Origin of the sequence: Microcoleus sp. B9-D4 (assembly GCF_036705105.1) — a bacterium.
Classification (GTDB): Bacteria; Cyanobacteriota; Cyanobacteriia; order Cyanobacteriales; family Microcoleaceae; genus Microcoleus.
Map to the genome: position 1 here is coordinate 13,725 of NZ_JAUBTS010000066.1, position 20,782 is coordinate 34,506.

General features: G+C 46.7%; 23 protein-coding genes and 1 pseudogene. 9 read left to right on the forward strand and 15 right to left on the reverse strand.

Annotated features, from left to right (window positions below):
- Positions 1-60 precede the first annotated feature (60 nt).
- On the forward strand, positions 61-345 hold the full coding sequence (locus tag QUB24_RS27700) for a hypothetical protein (RefSeq protein ID WP_333156805.1): 285 nt from the start codon (positions 61-63) through the stop codon (positions 343-345).
- Between the two features lie 22 nt (positions 346-367).
- Here QUB24_RS27700 and QUB24_RS27705 read toward each other — a convergent pair whose 3' ends face one another.
- The 7 genes from QUB24_RS27705 to patD form a co-directional block, all read right to left on the reverse strand.
- Entirely contained in the window at positions 368-574 is a 207-nt protein-coding gene (locus QUB24_RS27705; protein WP_333038077.1) for a glycogen debranching protein, read from the reverse strand.
- Positions 575-669: 95 nt separating this feature from the next.
- Positions 670-870: a hypothetical protein gene (locus QUB24_RS27710; protein WP_333156806.1), complete on the reverse strand. Its 201-nt coding sequence runs from the start codon at positions 868-870 to the stop codon at positions 670-672.
- A 54-nt stretch (positions 871-924) separates the two neighbouring features.
- A complete protein-coding gene (locus QUB24_RS27715) occupies positions 925-1,410 on the reverse strand; it encodes a GNAT family N-acetyltransferase (RefSeq protein ID WP_333156807.1) in 486 nt (161 codons plus the stop codon).
- 176 nt (positions 1,411-1,586) lie between these two features.
- Positions 1,587-2,660, reverse strand: a complete 1,074-nt coding sequence (locus tag QUB24_RS27720) for an RNA polymerase sigma factor, RpoD/SigA family (RefSeq protein WP_333156808.1) — start codon at positions 2,658-2,660, stop codon at positions 1,587-1,589.
- Between the two features lie 117 nt (positions 2,661-2,777).
- A complete protein-coding gene (locus QUB24_RS27725) occupies positions 2,778-4,451 on the reverse strand; it encodes an ABC transporter ATP-binding protein (protein WP_333156810.1) in 1,674 nt (557 codons plus the stop codon).
- A gap of 492 nt (positions 4,452-4,943) precedes the next feature.
- Positions 4,944-5,528, reverse strand: coding sequence for a zf-TFIIB domain-containing protein (locus tag QUB24_RS27730; RefSeq protein ID WP_333156811.1), 585 nt, complete (start codon positions 5,526-5,528; stop codon positions 4,944-4,946).
- 45 nt (positions 5,529-5,573) lie between these two features.
- A complete protein-coding gene (patD, locus tag QUB24_RS27735; RefSeq protein ID WP_333140213.1) occupies positions 5,574-5,972 on the reverse strand; it encodes a heterocyst frequency control protein PatD in 399 nt (132 codons plus the stop codon).
- Positions 5,973-6,436: 464 nt separating this feature from the next.
- Here patD and QUB24_RS27740 point away from each other — a divergent pair, with 464 nt between their 5' ends.
- Positions 6,437-8,710, forward strand: coding sequence for a bifunctional (p)ppGpp synthetase/guanosine-3',5'-bis(diphosphate) 3'-pyrophosphohydrolase (locus QUB24_RS27740; RefSeq protein WP_333156812.1), 2,274 nt, complete (start codon positions 6,437-6,439; stop codon positions 8,708-8,710).
- Between the two features lie 98 nt (positions 8,711-8,808).
- Here the strand turns inward: QUB24_RS27740 and QUB24_RS27745 are convergent, their stop codons facing one another.
- The 3 genes from QUB24_RS27745 to QUB24_RS27755 all read right to left on the reverse strand — a co-directional run bounded on the left by QUB24_RS27745 (position 8,809) and on the right by QUB24_RS27755 (position 10,421).
- Entirely contained in the window at positions 8,809-9,165 is a 357-nt protein-coding gene (locus tag QUB24_RS27745; protein ID WP_332952822.1) for a type II toxin-antitoxin system PemK/MazF family toxin, read from the reverse strand.
- Positions 9,159-9,413 carry a hypothetical protein gene (locus QUB24_RS27750; RefSeq protein ID WP_333156813.1) on the reverse strand — a complete coding sequence of 85 codons (255 nt, stop codon included), beginning with the start codon at positions 9,411-9,413 and terminating at the stop codon, positions 9,159-9,161. Before QUB24_RS27750 ends, QUB24_RS27745 begins: the two co-directional genes overlap by 7 nt.
- Positions 9,414-9,500: 87 nt before the next feature.
- Positions 9,501-10,421, reverse strand: coding sequence for a glycine betaine ABC transporter substrate-binding protein (locus tag QUB24_RS27755; RefSeq protein WP_333156815.1), 921 nt, complete (start codon positions 10,419-10,421; stop codon positions 9,501-9,503).
- 162 nt (positions 10,422-10,583) lie between these two features.
- Between QUB24_RS27755 and QUB24_RS27760 the strand changes: the two genes are divergently transcribed.
- Entirely contained in the window at positions 10,584-11,951 is a 1,368-nt protein-coding gene (locus tag QUB24_RS27760; RefSeq protein ID WP_333156816.1) for an aldehyde dehydrogenase, read from the forward strand.
- A 382-nt stretch (positions 11,952-12,333) separates the two neighbouring features.
- On the forward strand, positions 12,334-12,699 hold the full coding sequence (locus QUB24_RS27765) for a 4a-hydroxytetrahydrobiopterin dehydratase (protein WP_333156818.1): 366 nt from the start codon (positions 12,334-12,336) through the stop codon (positions 12,697-12,699).
- A gap of 12 nt (positions 12,700-12,711) precedes the next feature.
- Here QUB24_RS27765 and QUB24_RS27770 read toward each other — a convergent pair whose 3' ends face one another.
- On the reverse strand, positions 12,712-13,446 hold the full coding sequence (locus tag QUB24_RS27770; protein WP_333156819.1) for a response regulator transcription factor: 735 nt from the start codon (positions 13,444-13,446) through the stop codon (positions 12,712-12,714).
- Positions 13,447-13,673: 227 nt separating this feature from the next.
- Here QUB24_RS27770 and QUB24_RS27775 point away from each other — a divergent pair, with 227 nt between their 5' ends.
- Together QUB24_RS27775 and QUB24_RS27780 are read left to right on the forward strand one after the other, a co-directional pair.
- Positions 13,674-13,916: a hypothetical protein gene (locus QUB24_RS27775; RefSeq protein WP_333156820.1), complete on the forward strand. Its 243-nt coding sequence runs from the start codon at positions 13,674-13,676 to the stop codon at positions 13,914-13,916.
- Between the two features lie 125 nt (positions 13,917-14,041).
- Positions 14,042-14,296 (forward strand): DUF6761 family protein, encoded by a 255-nt coding sequence (locus QUB24_RS27780; RefSeq protein WP_242719887.1) that lies wholly within the window; start codon positions 14,042-14,044, stop codon positions 14,294-14,296.
- A gap of 307 nt (positions 14,297-14,603) precedes the next feature.
- On the opposite strand, the gene grxD is transcribed toward QUB24_RS27780, so the two are convergent.
- From grxD to QUB24_RS27800, 4 genes and pseudogenes are all read right to left on the reverse strand, one after another.
- Positions 14,604-14,927 (reverse strand): Grx4 family monothiol glutaredoxin, encoded by a 324-nt coding sequence (grxD, locus tag QUB24_RS27785; protein ID WP_006634036.1) that lies wholly within the window; start codon positions 14,925-14,927, stop codon positions 14,604-14,606.
- Between the two features lie 202 nt (positions 14,928-15,129).
- The gene (locus QUB24_RS27790; protein ID WP_333068825.1) at positions 15,130-15,390 is read right to left on the reverse strand and encodes a BolA family transcriptional regulator; all 261 of its coding nucleotides are present in this window, start codon (positions 15,388-15,390) and stop codon (positions 15,130-15,132) included.
- Positions 15,356-16,640, reverse strand: a pseudogene (locus tag QUB24_RS27795) (RNA-guided endonuclease InsQ/TnpB family protein). Before QUB24_RS27795 ends, QUB24_RS27790 begins: the two are co-directional and overlap by 35 nt.
- A 99-nt stretch (positions 16,641-16,739) precedes the next feature.
- Positions 16,740-17,363 carry a hypothetical protein gene (locus QUB24_RS27800; protein ID WP_333156821.1) on the reverse strand — a complete coding sequence of 208 codons (624 nt, stop codon included), beginning with the start codon at positions 17,361-17,363 and terminating at the stop codon, positions 16,740-16,742.
- A 100-nt stretch (positions 17,364-17,463) separates the two neighbouring features.
- Here QUB24_RS27800 and QUB24_RS27805 point away from each other — a divergent pair, with 100 nt between their 5' ends.
- The 3 genes from QUB24_RS27805 to QUB24_RS27815 all read left to right on the forward strand — a co-directional run bounded on the left by QUB24_RS27805 (position 17,464) and on the right by QUB24_RS27815 (position 20,706).
- The gene (locus QUB24_RS27805) at positions 17,464-17,676 is read left to right on the forward strand and encodes a hypothetical protein (protein ID WP_333156822.1); all 213 of its coding nucleotides are present in this window, start codon (positions 17,464-17,466) and stop codon (positions 17,674-17,676) included.
- Positions 17,677-17,691: 15 nt separating this feature from the next.
- Positions 17,692-18,090 carry a transcriptional regulator gene (locus QUB24_RS27810; protein WP_333156823.1) on the forward strand — a complete coding sequence of 133 codons (399 nt, stop codon included), beginning with the start codon at positions 17,692-17,694 and terminating at the stop codon, positions 18,088-18,090.
- A gap of 288 nt (positions 18,091-18,378) precedes the next feature.
- On the forward strand, positions 18,379-20,706 hold the full coding sequence (locus QUB24_RS27815) for a S8 family serine peptidase (protein WP_333156824.1): 2,328 nt from the start codon (positions 18,379-18,381) through the stop codon (positions 20,704-20,706).
- Positions 20,707-20,782: the final 76 nt, after the last annotated feature.

A 20,782-nucleotide genomic window follows, 5' to 3' on the forward strand; every position in this document is an offset into this window, starting at 1 on the left:
TAACTAGACAATTGGAAATGCCTCTATCTATTAATAGTAATGCTAAAATCAGTTTAAGAAATGCCAATTGTCGTTAGCGGAGCCCTCGAAGAGGATCGCACTTGCACGCTTTTTCGTCCTAGCGTCTTCGCAGCAGTGCCCGCCCGAAAATTTCCGCCCAAATTCCCGCACCTTCCACGGCACAATCCTCAGACTGGCAGCCCCAAATACTTGCAGCTTTTTGCCTTCTGTTTCAGAAAACTTCTGTTAATTTCACAAGTGTGCGATCGAGTTATCTTGCCTTGGACGAACAGACGTGCAACGTTTTCCTGCAGTTTCGAGCGAACGGAAACAGGAGAAGACTAAAGTTGCTGATGACTTGCGCTCATTAATTCAATTTCAAAGCATTAACAGGCACCTCATCCCAAGAACTAACAGTCCGCAAGGTAGCAACCCAGCCCTGCTGTTTTTGCTCAGCCGTCAAATTCTTCTCAAAAGATTCGTGGCAATCCTTCGCTTGAGTCTCATCGCAACAAGCAATACAAGAATAAAGAATACCAGACGGATCGATTTGCTCGTTTACCCAAATAATCACGCTCTACTCTCCCAATTAAAATCTACTGTTACTTAAATTTTCCTATATTTTTGCCAATTAAGTAGGTCGGTATTAATTAACCGGAGTGCGGCATTTTAGCTTAACAGGCAAGATGCCTGTTCCACACACAGGCAAGATGCCTGTTCCACACACAGGCAAGATGCCTGTTCCACACACAGGCAAGATGCCTGTTCCACAACAGATGAATTTTTTGTGGGGAGTAGGGGTTGGGCTTCTAGCCCGCCCTGAATTACGCAAGATGCCTGTTCCACACACAGGCAAGATGCCTGTTCCACAACAGATGAATTTTGGGTGGGGAGTAGGGGTTGGGCACGCGAGGGGGCCCTGAATTACTTCGATGCCAAATTTGCCAAAGACTCGCCCGCAACCCGGCAAATCCGCCAGTCGGGCATCACATCAGCACCGATACCCTTGTAAAATCCGATCGCCAATTCATTCCAATCCAAAACGCTCCATTCCAAACGCCCGCAGCCCCTTTCAACCGTCAACTGCGCTAAATAAACTATCAAAGACTTGCCAATTCCCCGCCCTCGAAACTCAGGCAGCACAAACAAATCTTCCAAATAAATTCCCGGCTGAGTTAAAAAAGTAGAATAATTGTAAAAAAACAGCGCCCAGCCCACAACTTGACCTTCACACTCGGCTAAAATCGCTTCAGCAAAAGGTCGATCGCCAAACAAATGATGCTCCAAATCAACGGCATTGCCCGTAACGGCATGAGATAATTTTTCGTACTCAGCTAAAGCTTTAATCAAATCAAACAGCACCGGCACGTCGGCGCGGGTAGCTGGACGCAAAATTACCTCAGAAGACATAAATAAGTAAGTAGTACGCGACAATCAACAATTAAAAATACCACATCCAGACATTTTTAATTTGTAATTTTTAATTAATTTTTTCCACATTAAACCAGCATATTTACGGTGACCTCGGAGTGCCACCCCACAATAATTTTAAGATTTTTCAAAATGCCAACTCAAGGTTTTTTAGTTTATTTCAACCAGCCCTTCAATCGTTCCGTCACTTGAGGGCGGCGCAGCTTTCGCATTGCCTTATTTTGAATTTGACGGACTCGTTCGCGGGACAAATTGAACAAACTGCTGACCTCTTCTAAAGTGTAAGGTTCGCCTGTCAGCAAACCGTAACGCATAGCAACAATCTCTTTTTCCCGCTCAGTCAAAATACTGTCCAACACCTCCAAAATATCTTGGCGCATCATCATCTCATTCATCTGAGCCTCGGGAGATTGCGTCGCGTTATCTTCGAGAACATCCAAAAGTTCCGAACTTTCTTCTGAGCCGATGCGGTGGTTGAGAGACAAAGATTGCCGGCGTACTTGCTGGAGGTAGCGAAGCTGTTCGCAAGTCACTTGCATTTCTCTAGCAAGTTCAGTTTCACTTGGATTTCGTTGAAGAGAACGCTTCAAATCTCGATAAACTTTTTTAAGTTTATTTAACTGTTCGACAATGTGAACAGGTAAGCGAATCGTCCGCCCTTGATTGGCAATTGTCCGGGTAATTCCTTGGCGAATCCACCAATAGGCATAAGTAGAAAACTTGTAACCCTTCTCCGGATCGAACTTTTCGGCTGCCCTATTCAAACCCAAAGCTCCTTCCTGAATTAAATCGAGAAAAGGCACGCCCCGATTAAGATAGCGTTTGGCAATCGAAACCACCAAGCGCAAATTCGAGCTGATCATTTTCCGTTTCGCCGACTGACACTGGTGGCGAAGCTGTTGCAGTTGAGTTTCGCTCACTCCCAAAGCCGCTGCGAGTTCAGCTTTTGTCGGCACTCTGTCCAATTCCTGCTGCAAACGCTGTTCTAGTTCATCCAGGGCTACCAATTCTTGAACGCGGCGCGCCAACTCTACTTCTTCGGCTGCTGTCAGTAGAGGATACCGAGCCATTTCCTTGAACAAAGCTCCCACTGGATCGTCGGCAGACCAGTTGTTGTATGCTGACGATCGAGTTACCGTCGGACGATCGATCTCAGTGTCTTCATCTTGTGCGATCGCGAATGAGGCTTCGGGTGCCACCGCAAAACTGCCTAGGTCAGATTCTGCCATATCGTGCTTGGTGTCGGTGGAAGGATTTGAAAAGTATCCCTTAACTTTAACCAATTTAACCCGAAATTTCCGAAATCCCAAATCCCAAATCCCAAATCCCAAATCCCAAATCCCAAATCAATTAGTTCGGGCTAGTAAAGGAGCAGCCTGCAACAACTGCTGAGTGTAAGGGTGCTGCGGATTAGTAAAAATATCCCTAGTCTTACCGATTTCAACAATTTTTCCAGCATTCATTACCGCAATACGATCGCAAAAAAATCTCGCCACCCACAAATCGTGCGTAATAAACAGATAAGTCAAATTAAATTCCTGCTTCAACTCCAACATCAGCTCTAAAACTTGAGTCTGCACGCTGGCATCCAGCATACTCACAGGTTCGTCGCAAATTATCAGTTGCGGCCGAGTAATCAAAGCGCGGGCTATAGAAACTCGCTGCTGTTGTCCTCCCGACAATTCCCCCGGATAGCGACGAAAGAAATCCTCCCCAGGGCTTAAACCCACCCGCTCTAACATTTGGATTACTTGTTTTTTAGCTTCGCTGCCATTAGCTAATTTGTGAATAAACAAAGGGTCAGCAATACTTTGCCCGACAGTCATCATCGGATTCAGGCAAGCGTGGGGGTCTTGAAAGATCATTTGCATTTCGCGGCGGTGCTTCCTCACAGCATCGCGGTTCAGGGCAGTTATATCTATTCCTTGAAATTCCACTTTGCCACCAGTCGCGGTAATTAGCTGCAAAATCGTGCGTGACAAGGTACTTTTGCCGCAGCCGGACTCCCCCACCAGCCCTAGGATTTCTCCCCGTTGTAGCTCTAAACTAACGCCGTCTACGGCTTTAATTACCTGCCGATTCCTGGAAAACAACTGATCTAATAAATTGCTTTCTAAACTGTAGTGTTGCTGCAAATTGGTTACTGTCAAAAGAGGCGAATTTGTTGAGTTTGCAGTAACGACTTCAGTCCTGATTTCCTCGAATGCTAACCCTTTGTCAGAATCGGCTTGAATGTGCAAAGCTGCTTTGAGGAGCGATCGAGTATATTCGTGCTGCGGCTTTTCAAAAACGTTTTGCACCGGCCCTGTTTCTACGACTTTACCGCCGTACATCACCGCAATGCGATCGCAATACTCAGCCACCATCGCCAAATCGTGAGAAATCAACAAAATAGCCGTTCCCCGTTCCTCACAAAGTCTGGTTAATTCCTGCAAAATCTGAGCAGCTACAGTTACGTCCAAACTTGTAGTCGGTTCGTCCGCCACAATTAATTTGGGATCGAGCAAAAGAGCCAAAGCAATTGCTACTCTTTGCCGCATTCCGCCGCTAAATTCGTGGGGAAATTGCGACCAGCGAGACGCGGGGATTTTCACAGCTTCCAGAGTTTCGATCGCCCGTTTCTTAGCTTGCTTGCGATCCAAATTCGGTCTGTGAGCTTGCAAAGTCTCGATGCAATGTTCTCCTACAGTCATCAAAGGATCGAGACGAGTCATCGGATCTTGAAAAATCAATGCTACAGCTTCGCCCCGAAACCGTCTCAGCCGCGAAGCATTCATATCAAACACCGACTCTCCAGCAAAACTAACTCGCCCCTCAATCAGCGTTGAATCCGGCAGCAACCGCATCGCCGCCCTTCCCAAAGTTGACTTACCGCACCCAGACTCCCCAACTAATCCGAGCTTTTCCCCCGGTTTCAGCGTCAGGGAAACCCCGTCAACTGCCCAACCGGATTGGCCCCGCCGCTGAGGATAAGCTACTCGCAGATTGTCAACGGAAAATAGAGAAGAGTCATTAGTCATTAGTCATTAGTCCTTAGTCAATCGATTTTAGATTTTAGATTTTGGATTTTAGATTAAAGAATTAAAGCATTAACTTGCGCGAGATAAATTCCGGGGCTTGTATCCTGGATGCTTTCGGTCAGTAGTCAGTGGTCAGTGGTCAGTTGTTATTTCTTATTTAATGGTCAATATACTGGCTGTTAGTTGTTACTTCTTAGTGTTTCAGAGTTATTAGTTATGGGCAAGAGACTGCTCTGCTGTTTGTAAATATAGCAATCCTAAATCAGTTGTACAAATATGTAGGGGTAGCGCTACCCCTACTCCCCGTGCCTACCCCCCACGGATTGGGGCAACCACGGGGGGTTTGCCCCTACAACAATTACACAATTCATTTAGAATCGCTATACAAATAAAAATAGCTACAAACAAAGCTTTTATTAGTACATCATTCACCGAGCAACTGATAACTGACAACTGACAACTGACAACTAACAACTGACAACCATCAACTGACTAAATTTCCTTTCGCTTCAACTCAGCTCTCCGCAGTATGTAAGTAGCGGCACAATCTGCGTGAGGATGGTCTGCTAAAACTTCCGCGAGTTCCAACACATATCCGGCGATATCCGGCCCCAGCTTCTCAGTCAGCACTTGACGTTCCCGAGAAGCGAGTTCTTGCACGCGGGCCTTAGCTTGCCAATTCGGAGAAAACATCTTGTCAATCTCGGTGTGGAATCCCAGACTTTCGAGAATGTCCCACTCGCCGTTATCGCACCAAATGCCCCCGCACAACATACAGCGCTCTATGTAAAAGGGCACTCTGCTGAAAGGAACTTTCGCCCGCGACAGATAGTGACCGTCTTCGGGACACAGCGCTGCTTTGCTGTCGTAGACAGACGGGGTGAATTCTATGCCGAGAGTCGCTGTCGCATCAGGCTTCTCGGATTTGTTGTACCACTGGCTTTGCTCTTTCTGCCAAGCTTCGTATTCTCTGCCTGGAATCCAGATACCGTAACAGTTGGGACACCACTGCACGGACATACGGCCGGCTAAGGTACCGCCTTCTAAATTGGGATGTTTACATTTTGGACATTCCACCGCTTTATTTCTCCTTGCCTTATTAATTCCCTGTTAATTCAATTATTAATTCTGTATCTGGGCAGGCCCTGAAGAACCAGAATTTTTTTGCAGCAGCGCGCCACAGTAGCCAATTAGCGTGTTAAGCCGCGCGATCGCCCCAGTTTGCCTCGCCTTTGCTGTCGCTGGCTGGCGCGACGCTTGCAAAAAGGTGACATCTGTCCCCAATAACCGCAGTTGCTTGTGAATTTCCGTCAAATAGGACTGCTCTGGGGGTGTTTCTGAGGCGTCTAAGTCATCGCTTTCGGCTCTCATAATTTGGTTTCCGAAAAATTGTTGCACTTTTCTGTATTCGATCGCCAGCGCGGCCCGATCCAGATTATCCTGTGCAGCAGTTCTTTGTAGTTGTTCTAGTGCTTGCTGTAATTCTTGGTAGCACTGGCGGCGGTCTTCGGACAATATCATGATTTTGTAAACAAATTTGTATTTATAATCAAAGTAGATACTTACTTAAGTTTGCTCATATGGAGGGAAGCCAGGGGGTTTTGGAGCAATTCCCTGTTTTGTCAGAACTTTTTTTGATTTGCTGCCCTGACTCTACCCTTCTGGCTGCTGCTTTTAGTTTAGCGTTGCCGGTAAATGCCGATCCCCCTGCAACCTCAACGGCTACCGCCCAAATATGCTGATTTTACCCGATTTTCCCCGATCGACAGACTGCGGCGGCGGCAGTGGTGTCACTATATTTTCCTACCTGCGAGGGGGGGCGACTCGGAATTAGATAGGTATAGTTAACAGAAAAATCGACTATTTTTTTGAATTGCAAATTGTGGCATTCAATTAGTTTAGTATAGCTAAACACATAATTTCGGCAATTCAACCGGAAACCGGCTTTTAACCATTTGTATTTCTAAGTTTTAAAGGTGTACCCCATGAACGCGAACACTCTGACTCCCTCTCCTTCGATCGATCCTGCTGTAGTTCCCGATTGGCTGCAAGAATGTCTGAATACTCGATCGGAGCCTGATGGGGGCTCTAACCCGAATTGCTCGACTGACGACAGCTTAATTTGTCGGGCCTTTGAATTTGCCCGCGACTTGCACGAAGGACAATACCGCAAATCGGGAGAACCTTACATTTGCCATCCGGTAGCTGTCGCTGGAATACTCCGGTATATGGGGGGCAACAACGTCATGATTGCCGCGGGCTTCCTCCACGACATTGTTGAAGATACAGATATTACTCTCGAAGAAATAGAACAGCGGTTCGGCGCCGAAGTGCGACAGTTGGTTGAAGGTGTCACCAAGCTTTCTAAGTTTAATTTTTCCAGCAAAACAGAGCGCCTTGCGGAAAATTTCCGCCGAATGTTCCTAGCAATGGCTAAAGATATTCGCGTCATTGTCGTCAAACTCGCAGATCGGCTGCACAACATGAGGACTTTGGAGCATTTGTCCGAAGAAAAGCAGCGCAGTATTGCCCTAGAAACCCGAGATATTTTTGCTCCCCTAGCGAACCGTTTGGGTATTGGCCGCTTTAAGTGGGAATTGGAAGATTTAGCCTTTAAATACCTGGAACCGGAAGCTTACCGCGAAATTCAGGAATTGGTGGCCGAGAAGCGCGCCGATCGAGAAACTCAACTCGCAGAAGTCACAGATAGTTTGCGAGAAAGGCTTGACAATTTAGGCATTAAATGCTATGAAGTTAGCGGCCGTCCCAAACATTTGTACGGGATTTACTCGAAGATGCAGCGCCGCCAAAAAGGGTTTAAGCAAGTGTACGATATTGCGGCGGTGCGGATCATAGTAGAAACCAATGATGACTGTTATCGGGCTTTGGCGATCGTCCACGATTCTTTCCGCCCAATTCCCGGCCGCTTTAAAGATTATATCGGTTTACCAAAAGCCAACCGCTACCAATCTTTGCACACCGGAGTAATCGGAACCAGCGGCCGCCCCATCGAAGTGCAAATCCGCACCGTAGCAATGCACCACATTGCAGAATACGGCATTGCCGCGCACTGGAAATACAAAGAAACTGGCGGTTCTAACACAACAGTCACCGGCGACGACGAAAAATTTACTTGGCTGCGACAACTCCTAGAATGGCAAAGCGACCTCAAAGACGATCGCGAATATTTACAAAGCATTAAGGACAACTTATTCGACGAAGATATTTACGTTTTTACTCCTAACGGAGACGTGATTGCTCTCAATAGCGGATCAACTCCCGTAGATTTTGCTTACCGCATTCACACAGAAATTGGCAATCACTGCACCGGTGCCAGAGTAAACGGGCGAATGGTGACACTAGACAAGGTTTTAAAGAACGGCGATATTGTAGAAATCTTGACCCAAAAAAATGGTCATCCGAGCTCCGACTGGCTGAATTTTGTCAAGACAAACGGAGCAAAAAACAGAATTCGGCAGTGGTTGAAGCGATCGCACCGAGATGAAAATCTCGCTCGCGGGCGGGAATTGCTGGAAAAAGAATTAGGTAAAAACGGCTTAGAATCTTTGCTAAAATCTGATCCCATGCAATCGGTGGCTCAGCGCTGCAACTACCACAGCGTCGAAGATTTAATCGCCGGTTTGGGCTACGGCGAAGTCACCCTAAATCTCGTAGTAAATCGGCTGCGAGATTTAGTAAAAGTGCAGCAAAAAATTGAAGCTGCTCCCGCCGGAGGACAGGAATTGCCCCAGCTAATACCTGCATCGACGGCACCGAAACCAGTACCGAGTTCGTCTCCGAGCAAATCGCCGATCGCAGGTGTAGAGGGATTGCTCTACCATTTATCCGGCTGTTGCTGTCCGATTCCTGGAGAATCCATTATTGGAGTTGTGACTCGCACTCGCGGAATTTCGATTCACCGACAAGGATGTTCAAATGTTGAGAGCGTACCTGGAGATCGCTTGGTTCCTGTGAGTTGGAATTCCAGCAACCGCAATGAATCTCGACCCAACACTTATCCGGTTAACATTCAAATTGAAGCCCTCGATCGAGTGGGAGTTCTCAATGATGTTTTATCGCATTTGAAGGACAACCAAGTAAACGTCCGCAGCGCTCAAGTCAAAACATATCCCGGATTGCCTGCATTAATTGACTTGTGCATGGATATCCAGGATAAACAACAGTTCGAGCGCACTTGTATGCAAATTAAAAAGATGAGCGATATTTTGAATTTGCGCCGGATCAGTGAAGGGACTTAAGAGGAAAGCCTAACTGTATTGTAGGGTGCGCCCCGCGCACCTGATAACTAGGTGAGGAGAGGTGAAGCCCCATAAAATTTAAAATGCTAAGGAAAGTTTTACTCAGCTTCGCGAGGTTCAACTACCAGCCTAATTCCATCAAGAATTTGACGAACTCGCTCGGCCGAGAGTGTGCCAATTTTCTCACCTAACTGAGATTTATTGATCGTCAAAATCTGCGAGACGTTAACAACACTTTGTTCTGGTAAATCAGCTTCTCCTGCTTCTAACAGGACATTTCCGGGTGAATTAGCCCGTCTGAGATTTGAAGTAAGCACACAAACAACAACCGTATTAATGCGGGAACGATTGAATAAATTGTTCTGAATTATTACATGGGGATGGAGATAACCGGGTTCTGAACCAGAAGGCTCATCAAGTTCTATCCAAAAAATATCACCTTGATTTATTACCATTCGCCTTCCACCAGCCTGCGATGAGAGCGACTCATCTTGCGACGCAAAATTTGTTCTTCTTCAGAGAGAGGTGCTTCGGAAGCAGCATTAATTTTTTCTAACAGTTGTTGATTTTCGCGGCGGCGGATAAATTCTTCAAGCGCTATTTCGATCAAAAAGCTCTGCGAAATTTGCATTTCGCCAGCTAATGTTTCGGCTTGTTCAAATAAAGATGCTGGCAATGAGATAGCAGTTTTGACAGTTGTCATAGCTTTATACCTTCATTTATATGAGTCTAACTAATAGTATAGCTAACCACAATACGGTTCCGCAAACAGGCAGAACAATGAAACTCTTTATTTCGCCGGAGCGACAGGCTTTGATACGCCCAACTTTTGCTGCAAAAACTCCTGGGCTACTTGTCCAGCTTCCTGCTGTTTCTTATCAACTTGATAATTCAGTTGTCGCATATCTTCCTCGGAGATTTTGCCGCCCAATTCTGCGAGCACTGGACGCAATTCCGGGTATTTATCCAAAATTTGCGATCGCACAACCGGAACTGCTTCGTAGGGCGGGAAATAGTTCTTGTCATCTTTGAGAACTACTAAACCTAAACTTTGAATCAAACCATCTGTCGTATTACCAGCAATCACATCTACTTCTTTTTGTTGCAGCGCTTGATAAAGCAATCCTAACAGCAATTCCTTCGGTTGTTCTCGAAACTTAATCCCGTAAGTTTTAGCCAATCCGGGAAATCCATCTTCTCTCTCGTTAAATTCTGGGCCGAAACCAGCCCGGAGGTTAGGTGCAGCTTTCCCAAGTTGCGAGAGAGTTTGTAAATTGAGTTTTTTGGCATCGTCTCCCCGCACAATAATCGCAAAACTGTTATTAAATCCCAGCGGTTGCGTCCATTCTGCTTTAAACTGTTTTGGATATTCTTGTTTGAGGTAATCGAGGACTTTTTTGGGGTCAGAAATCGATTTCTGTTTAAGCAGGTTGGCGTAAGCAGTCCCCGTGTATTCGACGTACAAGTCGATTTTACCTGCTGTTAGGGATTGATGGCAAAGCGAACCTCCGAGATTCAGCTCTCGTTCTACTTTGATATCTGTTTTAGCTTCGATATGGCGTGCTAAAATTTCTGCGAGGATGACTTGTTCGGTAAAGTCTTTCGAGCAGATGACAACTTGCTTTTGGGGCTTAGAGGTACATCCTGCTACTGCAAGCAAGCAAAGCAGCCAGCAGGAATAGAAAAAAAAATCGTTCTTAGAGATTTTCATGACTTAACTCAAATTAAAAATCTACAATTAATACCTTATAAGTTATAGCATAAAGCTCAGATCGCAGACTTGTTCAAGAAGTCTGCGCTTTAACACCATCGCACTTTACCCAAGTTCCGTTTTCCTGTTGTAACATTTATTTATAGACATGGAGGACTAAATATGGTAATCAGCGTCAGCGATATTATCCAGCAGCAGCGGCAATTTTTTGCGACTGGGAAAACGAAAGATGTGGATTTTCGGCTTGAACAACTGAAAAAACTTAAAAGTGCGATCGAACTTAATCAATCACGAATAGTCGATGCTGTCAAGGCAGACCTGGGTCGGCCGGAATTCGAGGCTTATCTTGAAATCGCATCGATTGCCGAAGTTAATTATGCCCTCAAAAACCTCAAATTGTGGGTAAAGCCGAGAAAAGTGCCTGCTTCGATAGATCAATTCCCAGCATCGGCCCGCATTTACCCAGAACCTTTGGGCGTAGTTTTAATCATCGGGCCTTGGAATTACCCATTTCAGCTAATGATATCACCTTTAGTCGGGGCGATCGCCGCCGGCAACTGTGCACTTCTCAAGCCTTCGGAAATCGCCTCACACACCTCCGAAGTTATCGCCGACATGATATCTAAAACCTTCGATCCCGCCTATGTAGCCGCCGTCGAAGGAGGCGTGGAAATCAGCCAACAATTACTAGCCGAAAAATTCGACCACATCTTCTTTACCGGAGGCACTAAAATCGGTAGAATAGTCATGGAAGCTGCCGCTAAACACCTGACACCTGTAACCTTGGAATTAGGTGGAAAAAGTCCTTGCATTGTAGACTCAGACATTCAGGTTGAATACACCGCAAAACGCATTGCCTGGGGCAAATTTCTCAATGCCGGACAAACTTGCATCGCTCCCGATTACCTATTAGTTGATAAAAAAGTTAAACCTGCTTTGATGACAGCAATTAAAACAGCAATTCACGAATTTTACGGCGACAATCCGCAAACAAGTCCCGACTATTCGCGGATTATCAACCAGCGGCAATTAGAGCGTTTGAGTGGGTTTATTAAAGATGGAGAAATTGTCGTCGGTGGGGAAGTGAAGCCGGAAGATAGATATATTGCACCGACGGTTTTAGATCGTGTTTCCTGGGATTCGCCGGTGATGCAGGAGGAGGTTTTCGGGCCGATTTTGCCAGTTTTGGAGTATGATGATTTCGGAGAGGCGATCGCCCAAATCAACGCCCGTCCCAAACCCCTAGCTTTGTATTTGTTCTCGAAAAATAAAGAGAAACAACAGCGAGTTTTGCGGGAAACTTCTTCGGGGGGAGTTTGTCTCAACGACACGGTTATGCAAGTGGGAGTAACAGATTTACCTTTTGGCGGAGTTGGCGACAGCGGCATCGGTAGCTATCACGCGAAAGCAAGTTTTGATACTTTTTCGCATCAAAAAAGCGTGCTGCAAAAGTCATTTTTACTTGACTTAAAATGGCGCTATGCTCCCTATAAGGGTAAGTTGGATTTGATTAAGAAAATTATCGGTTGAGCGCACTTGGATGGGCGGGCTCACCAACGTTTACAATCTCAGAAAGATAGCCAAATCAACCCGCCCATTCCTGATATTATCGGTTAAGCGATTCCACGGTGAACGATTATTTCCAGAAATTTTAAAGGATTGCTCATCTGTTTTTTGAACGCTTTCGATCGCAATGTCTACCTTGCACCATTCTCAATAACAGGCTTTCCGGCCTGTTCCACAAAGAGTGAATTTCTTGTGGGGAGTAGGGGTTGGGCATCCTACCCGCCCATAAAAAGCTTATTGAAAATGGTGCAAGATGTCAATCCTAAATGACAGTTGCCCATCCAAAACAATCCACATTAGAAATGTCTATAATATGTTTTAGCATCCGATCGCTAACAAGCAATTTATGGAACCTTTATCAAAAGAACGCTGTGCCGCCTGCCACCCAAACTCTCCGCGCGTCACAGCTTACGAAATTGTCCAACTCAAACCTCAAATTCCCGACTGGAATTTGATCGAAAAAAATGGCATTCCCCAAATAGAACGCACCTACGAATTCCCGGATTTCAAAAGTGCGATCGCCTTTACAAACAGCGTCGGCGAAGCAGCAGAAACCGAAGGACATCACCCCGCACTGTTAACCGAGTGGGGGAAAGTTACCGTTACTTGGTGGACTCATGCGATTTCTGGACTGCATCGCAATGATTTTATTATGGCAGCGAAAACAGATGCGATCGCCAATCAATTCCCCAAAATAACATCAGACTTATAGCCCGATCGTAGTTTAAGAAAGCACCGCCCTAGGCACTGGGGAATGCGGTTGATTGGCATTATTCAACAACTCCAGATTCAGTCGGTAGCCGACATTCCGTACAGTTTGAATCAGGCTCGGCTGTCGCGGGTCGATTTCGATTTTTTTACGCAGAGAAAGTACGTGAGTGTCGATCGTCCGGGGGTTATCAATAGCATCAGGCCAGGCCCGACGCAGCAAATCCGATCGCGACAGCGGCACTCCTCCAGCTTGGGCTAGCACGTACAGCAGGCTAAATTCCTGGGGAGTCAGCTCAATATGTTCGTCGTACAACCTGACTCGGCGCTGCACCAAATCAATTTTCAGCAGCCCGCACTCCAGCGTCGCCGGCGGTATCATCGTGCGGTTACGGCGCATCAAAGCTTCCACCCTGGCCATAAACTCTTGCATCCCAAAGGGTTTAGTCAGGTAATCGTCTGCCCCCGCCTTCAAACCTTCAACAATATCCGATTCCGAATTCCGCGCCGACAGCATCAAAATCAGCGACTGCTGCTGCTGTTGGAGCCAGTTGCAAAATTCCAAACCGTCCCCATCCGGCAATTGGGCATCCAGAATGACTAGGGTTGGCTGGCGGCTGAAAAATATTTCCCTAGCGTGACTGATATCCGCTGACTGGTGCACCCAGTGACCGACTTGCTGTAGATGCCAGCCCAAGAGCGATCGCAGGTGCGGATTCCCTTCAACAATTGAAATACTTGCAGATTCCACAGAGGCGAGCTTCCCATATCACTAATTGCTACAAGGTTAACAGAGCTTTTGTCAAGCTTTTGTAACCATCGCTACTCAAGCATGAGCTGCATTTAAAGCAACGGACATACCTAGGGTAGGAATTTTAAAGATTGGGTTAATTTGGCAGGGTCAGCCTGCAGAAAGGTTAAATCATTCTGGCGATGAGCTTACAATGAAAATAGGACAGTGTAAAGCCGATCGATCCCATGCCCCAACCGCCTGCCAAAAGCGATCCCCCCGACCCAGCCCCCAATCCCAGGAGGTTGACAAATCGCGCAAGTGAAACTAGAATTCCTCCAACCGTTCGCTCGGTAGCCGGAACACTCAGCCACTTAGACCGCCAAATTCAGCAATATCCCGACTCCATTAAACGCACAGCGAATTATCTAGGTGCGCGCAAAAAGTCGAGCAACTGCATTGCAACGAGTGAAATTTTTTATGGAGGGTAGCCTGTTGAGCAGGGTAAAAACTTTTATTTAGAAATAGCCTCAAGCTGAGCCACTCAGAATCAATCGAGGCCATTCCTAAATCCCGCCGTCATTATACAAACCACAAAGGATTTCAAACTCACACCATGCTACAAGACACCCAAACAATCCGGCACTACCAAAAACTCACCGACGCCCTCGTCGAAATGTGGAATAGAGGTTATCGCTTTGATGACCTACGGCTTTACTTAGACGGCTATTTAGCAGCCCTGCGGCATTCCAACAGTTTGGAACCCTATCTGATTCACAGACTAGAGGAAGAAGCAGCGCGTTACATTCACGACCCCTCCAATTTTGTAATGCCACAGACACAGACACAGGCTGAATCAGACTACTATTAAATAGCAAATTCGGTTTGATAAACCCTTGATGAATTGGGAATTGGGAATTGGGAATTGGGAATTGGGAATTGGGAATTGGGAATTGGGAATTTTAACTGGTTCCCTGGCTCGGCCTGGGAACCGATGTCCAGAGGCTCTGCCTCGCTTTCGGAGCCTAAAAATTCGAGGTCTAGCCGACCGCAGTGCGTTCCCCGGCTCTGCCTGGACATAAGTAATTAAGTAAATTAACTTAATTCAACGTAAAACCCGATTGCTGTTATTTCCCCGACTTCTTTAAGAAGTCGGGGATATGTTTTTTCTGCCTAATTTAAGAAGCCAAAGCCACTTCTACAACTTCTTGCAATTCGCCCTTTTGATACATCTCGATCATAATATCCGAGCCGCCAATAAACTCGCCGTTGATATAAACTTGGGGAATTGTCGGCCATTGGGAATACTCTTTAACGCCTTGACGAATTTCCTGGTCTGCCAAAACATCAACAGTTTCGTAAGGCACTCCCAAAGTATTGAGAATTTGCACCACAGTATTAGAAAAACCACACTGGGGCATTAACTTATTGCCCTTCATAAACACCATGATTTTGTTTTGCTTAACCAACTCGTCAATTCTTTGATGTGCTGTTGTACTCATGGTAGGTCCTAATATTGTTTGAAAGTTTTTAAACGTTGACTGACGCAGAAACCGCGTTTTTTACGAAAATCTTTCGTTACAGCCATAGATTCCGGTTAAAAAAACCGGGTTTTTGTGGCTTTTGTGCGTAAGTTGAGCAGTTGTATTTCAAGCAAGTATTGACACAAGCACAAACTTGTGATACCAACTTGCAAGTCAACAATTAAGCAACTTGACTTTTCGCTTCCCATTCTGCGGGAGTTAAGGTTTCCAAGCCCAAAGCGTGGATGGCTTCACTAGCCATTGCCTGTTTGAGAGCGCCGTAGACCAGTTGGTGCTGCTGTACTCGGCTTTTTCCTTCAAAGGCTGCTGAGACGACTCTCGCCTGGTAGTGGTCACCGCCGCCGGTCAAATCCTCCACTTGTATTTTAGCGTCGGGCAACCCTGCCTTAATCATTTCTGCTACTTGAGACGGTGTAACCATTGGTTTCTCTGATAAACGGCTTTGACACTCCCCAGCTATCAAGGCGAGGGGATTCTTTGTTCAATGACTCAACTTGCTGGCGACAGGATTTCTCCAGCCACAGTAGAGGTCGAATCTCCCAAAGCGTTTGGGTCTTTGACCCAAGTTCCGGTATGCCCTACCGTACTCAAGGCGATTTTCAGAATATTAATCGCAGCGTTCCAATCCCTATCCATGACAAATCCACATTCACAAACGTTGGTTCTTACGGATAGGGATTTTTTTACGATTGCACCGCAGTTAGAACATTTCTGTGAAGTATACGCAGGATTGACGGCAACCGTTACCCTGCCAAACTTCACTCCAAAATATTCCAACCACTTCCTGAATTGATACCAACCAGCGTCGTTAATCGATTTAGCCAGACAGTGATTCTTTGCAAGGTTCTTAATCCTCAAATCTTCGTAGGCGACCAAATCATGAGATTGGATTACGTAACGCGCCAGTCTCTTGGCGTGTTCTTCACGTTGCCTGCTTATTTTGAGGTGTACTCGCCCTAATCGATTAATTGCTTTCTTTCGGTTGGTAGAGCCTTTCTTTTTGCGAGAAACACGGCGATGCCGAAATTTCAACCGTTTCTCGCTGGTTCGATAAAACTTGGGATTCGGTTCGGCATGACCGTCTGAGTCTGTATAAAACTCTTTCAGTCCCACGTCCAATCCAACTGTTTTACCTGCTGGCGTTGTATCTACATTGTTATCAGCACTGATTGCAAACTGAACGTAGTAGCCGTCAGCGCGACGTATTAAGCGAACTCGCTTGATCTGATCGATTTGGTAGAAGTTTAAATCCCACGTTCCTTTTAGTTTGAGCTTGCCCATTCCCTTTTTATCAGTGAAAGTGATTTGTTTCCGAGTCTCAGAAAGTTTCCAGCCACTAACTTTATATTCAACTGAGCGACTGTTTTTCTTGAAAGTTGGATAACCTTTCTTGCCGGGAACTGCTTTCTTGCAGTTGTCGTAGAAACGAGCAATCGCAGAATACGCCCTTTCCACAGAGGCTTGGCAAGCACTAGAATTCAAGTCTTTGACAAAAGCAAACTCTTCTCTGAGCGCAGTGCTGTGACGGTACAAGTCTTTTTGCCCTACTCCTCGGTTGTCGAGCCAAAAGCGGACGCATTTGTTCCGAACGAATTGAGCAGTTCTGATTGCTTCGTCTATTGCTGCGTACTGATTTGGTTTGCCTTTAGCCTTGAATTCTAGAACAAACATTTTGCGTGAAAACTCACTACGTCAAAAGTCTAACACAAAGCCGTCCTAGAAGGACGGGGCTTTAAACCCAAGTTTTTGGTAATGTAGATTTTAGTGGAACTATTTTGTCGATGAACTCGGTTGAGCGCTGGCCGGGCGGGGAAAGGGCGAATCCACAAAACCCAATTCCAGTAACTGCTGGTAAGCTTTCTTGCCCAAGTCGCGAGTTGGCTGCTGCGATCGAATAATCTGAATCAGCAGGGGCACAGCCAGTTCGGGCTTATTTTGCGCCCGGTGTACCAACGCCAGCCGGTAGGTAGCTTCGTCACGCATTTGGGCTGTTTCTACAGCTTTGGTGCGGTGGCTTTCGGCCAATCGGATGTCAATTCCGGCAAAACTGCTACCCAGTTGTTGGTAGAAGTTGGAGAGTTGATTGAAAATCTGGCGTGATTCTTGGAGTTTTTGACTGGCGAGTGCGTAATTCTGATTGGAAATAGCACTGCTGGCTTCTGTCATCAAACGCTGGCCTCCTGGGACGCTCAGCAAGCTGCTGTCTTGCGTCAGAGGGCGAAGATTGTTGGGGTCTGTGGGGTCGTCGGCGGGCTCGACTTGGGGTTGGTTCTCTGGCCCAGAAGGTTGTTGTGCTTGGACTTGGAGCGGTTGCAACAGGGTAAAAGCTGCGATCGCCCCGATCGTAATCCGGGCAGTGGAGCGAAGCCAACAAACAGTTCCAGAGTATACCATGAAATTACTTTGCGCCTGTGCGCTTTAAAAAAATATTTAGCTTGAGCCGATCTTACCATTGGCGATCGCAACCGGCTAAGTGTAAACCAAATTTGTTGAAATGTCAAAGGGTGCGCGATCGATTTTGGATTTTAGATTTTGGATTTTAGATTTTGGATTGAAAAAAGAAATCGCGGGGGATTGGACAGATCCCGCCAATCTAGTCCTAGACGCAGAAACCGGGTTTTTTTACCTAAATACTGTCTTTGAGGCTTTAAAAATGGTGGAAAACCCGGTTTCTTTGGTTTTGATGGGTAAGTCCCGATCTAATTAAACAATCGAACAAACCATGAATATGGCAATTGAAAGAACAGCTTACGGTCAACTGCTGGCTAAATCTCAGCCTAAGCCAATCCTGAACGAAGAAGATAATGATCTTGCCCTCGCAGAACTTGATTTCCTGATGTCTAAGGAAGAATTAACAGTAGAAGAAGAAACTTTACTGAGTCTCTGGGCGCTGTTAATCGAAGAATACGAATCAAAATATTACCCAGATCCAGAAGCGACTCCCCAGGATGTTCTATTGCATTTCATGGAAGTTCGCGAACTCAAACAAGCCGATTTAGTGGGCGTGATTGGTTCCAAAGGAGTAGTCTCTGAGGTGGTTAATGGGAAACGGGCGATTAGCAAGGCGCAAGCTAAGGCGCTGGGAGAATTTTTTAATGTTAATCCTAGCGTGTTTATTTGACTCAGATGTTGCACCATTCTCTCTTAACAGGCAAGATGCCTGTTCCACAAGAAAATTCATCTTTTGTGGAACAGGCATCTTGCCTGTTCAGAAAAGGGTTATTGACAAAGGTGCAAGATGTGAGTTTGAGGGATTTGCTGAATCATTGTTAATAAGCCTTTTACGGGCGGGCTAGAAGCCCAACCCCTACTCCCCACAAGAAGAAAATTCAGTTTTTGTGGAACAGGCATCCTGCCTGTTCTTGAGAATATAGTAAGACTGGATTAAAATTAAACAAAGGCATTTCTGATGACACAACCGATCGAACTTTCCGCAAATACCTTACAAAATTATCAAGGAATTGGAGTTCCCGATGAAAGTCTCCCACTGATTTTGCAGCGCGGCGGCGATGAATTGCTGCTGTCAAAAGCGAACGATCGCTTTACAGTCCGCCCCTCATCAACAGCATCAGCCTCAAACGATTGGGCTGCAACAACTGGGGCCAAACTCAACCGTCGCGTCGGCCAAAGCAATCTCGAAGAATATCTCGTTGCACCCGATCGCCTAGAAGCAGCAATGCAAGCAGCCCGCGCCAGCGATGCTGTAGCTTTTGCCAGCCACGTCTATTGCCCCGCCAACAATCCCAGTACATTCTTTTATTTAACCGACCAAATTACGATTCAATTTGGCGAACAAGTAGACGAACAATCGCGAAAGGCGATCGCCAATGCAGCAGCTTTAAAAATAGTCCGGCCAGTAGAAGGAATTCTCAACACTTTCGTCTGCGAAGTCACAAAACAAGCAACAGAAAACCCGGTCAAAATTGCCAACCGCCTGACAAGATATCCAGAAGTTCTCGTAGCAGAACCCAACATTGTAGTAGAGACGCAGCAGCATTATACGCCCCGCGATCCGCTTTATCCCAAACAGTGGTATCTCAACAACAAAGGTGGCAACGAACTTGTCGGCGGTGCTCAAATTTATGCAGAACCAGCTTGGAACATGACTCGCGGAGTTCGATCGATCGTAATTGCGATCGCCGACGATGCAGTTGACATCACCCACCCGGATTTTCAAGGCCAAGGCAAAATCGTCTCACCCATCGATTTCAAAGAGGGCGACACTTCCCCGATGCCAGTCGCCGACTCAGACAACCACGGCACAAGTTGTGCCGGCGTCGCCGTTGCTGAAGAAAACGGCAAAGGCATTGTCGGCGTCGCCCCCGGCTGCGCCCTGATGCCCATTCGTACCACGGGTTTTCTCGATGACGATTCTGTTGAAAAAATGTTTAATTGGGCGATCGCAAAAGGGGCCGCCGTCATTTCTTGCAGTTGGGGGCCTGCTGCAGTTTACTATCCCCTTTCCCTGCGGCAGAGTGCGGTCATCACCAAAGCAGCAACCCAAGGGCGGGGCGGCAGAGGCTGCGTCATTCTGTTCGCGGCGGGGAATGCCAACCGCCCAGTCAACGGCACAATTAACGAGAAAGGCTGGCCCAACAACATCCTGGGCGGTCAAACTAGATGGCTGGCAGGATTTGCCGTCCACCCCGACGTAATTGCCGTCAGCGCTTCCACTTCCCTTAACAAAAAAGCAGCCTACAGCAATTGGGGCACCAGCATCTCGGTTTGCGCCCCCAGCAACAACGCGCCGCCGGGAACTTGGTTGCCAGAAACCGGATTTATCGGCACGCCGCCGGAGGTGACGCAGTATTTGCCCGGTTTGGGGGTGTTTACTGCCGATCGAGTGGGCGATCGGGGCTACGACTGGGGGGACTATACGGATACTTTTGGCGGTACTTCCAGTGCCACTCCAGTAGTCGCTGGGGTTGCAGGGTTGATACTTTCGGCTAACCCCCGTTTGACGGCGCGGGAAGTGCGGGGAATTCTCGAACAAACTGCTGAGAAAATTGTCGATCCCGATCCCGATCCCCAGTTGGGCAATCGCATGGGAAATTACGATCCTAACAACGGCCGCAGCGATTGGTTTGGTTACGGGAAAGTGAATGCTTTTAAAGCTGTGCAAGCTGCGGTGAGAAAGGGCGGCGGCAATCCGAATATCGGGGGTACAGTGTTCAGTGATATTTCTGGACATTGGGCACAGAAGTTTATTGAAGCTTTGGCTGCGGCGAATATAATTAGCGGTTTTCCTGACGGTTCTTTTAGGCCTGATGACAGTTTAAACCGTGCTCAATATGCGGCGCTGTTGGTGAGTGCGTTTAGTCCGATTCCGAGGGTGCCGGCTACAAATTTTATTGATGTTTCTGCTACTTTTTGGGCGAGAAGTGCGATCGAACGAGCAAATCGGGGGGGGTTTTTGGCGGGGTTTCCGGGGTTGAAGTTCGGCCCGAATCAGAATTTAACTAAGGCTGATGCGATCGTGTCTTTGGTTAACGGTTTGGAACTTAAGGGGGGAAATGCTGATACTTTGAAAGTATACACCGATCGCTCTCAAATTCCTAATTATGCTTTGAGTGCGATCGGCACAGCAACTGCTTTGAAGATTGTGGTTAATTATCCTTCCCGCGATTGGCTTTCGCCGCTTCGGGACATTACCCGCGGTGAGATTTCGGCTTTAATTTACCAGACTTTGGTGGCGATTAATCGGGCAAAGGCGATCGATTCTCCTTACATTGTCTAATGGCAATAGGTTTGTATTGATTAGAATCGGCGGTTGAAACCGCTACTACACAAACAAAGTCCGCGTAGGCGGACTG